The organism is Parendozoicomonas verongulae, from assembly GCF_009711465.1.
Classification (GTDB): domain Bacteria; phylum Pseudomonadota; class Gammaproteobacteria; order Pseudomonadales; family Endozoicomonadaceae; genus Sansalvadorimonas; species Sansalvadorimonas verongulae.
In genome coordinates, this window is record NZ_SMME01000513.1 from 430 (window position 1) to 1,144 (window position 715).

General features: G+C 48.5%; 1 protein-coding gene. It reads left to right on the top strand.

The annotated features are described in order from the left end of the window. Nucleotides 1–146: 146 nt before the first annotated feature. Entirely contained in the window at nucleotides 147–422 is a 276-nt protein-coding gene (locus tag E1189_RS01260) for a hypothetical protein (protein WP_155158295.1), read from the top strand. Nucleotides 423–715 lie beyond the last annotated feature (293 nt).

Consider the following 715-nt stretch of genomic DNA (forward strand, 5'->3'; position numbering starts at 1 on the left):
GTACGGTGTAACAAGTCAGGAGATGCTCAACTTATCCAGCGACAAGCGACAAGCGACAAGCGACCAGTGCCATAAACACCGACATCATAAGAAGCCGCCAGTTACGTTGCTATCTTCTGTGATCTTTTATGGGAAGGATGAGAAGGATGGGAATAATCTTCAGGCTGAACTTTATTGTCACCAGTCTTTGCATGGCGACCGGCTTGTCTGTATCTGGCGCCTTTGCAGTAAAAGTCAAAAGTCAGCCAATCCGCTCTATTCAATCACAACCACTTGATGTTATTTCTACGGGCACTATTGCTCTACAAACTACGGACAGCACAAATATTCATCCCTATAAAACAACATCCTGCGTCATAGACAGAACAGCGAACACCACTTCGTGCATTGTCGGGGGGAAAAACAACAAAAAACCGGATTAACTCTCACCTCCGCAATTCCTGCACAACATCTGGCCGTTGAAACAGGTGCCACACATGGATCCGGGATAAGGCAAGCATGTGTCAGGTATCTTCGGATGAGGACGCTCCCCCTCACATCCACTGCTCCCCCCTTCCTTCGGGGGATCTGTTTCCTTCCCGGTTTCTGCATTTGGATACCTGGGTACGTGAGCATTGCAGAGAGCTTCAGGTTCGAACTGATAATGATAGGCCTGCGGATTCCTATGGTATGTACACGCTAACAGTCCACACAAGGGAGAGGCCCTTTGTCTGTG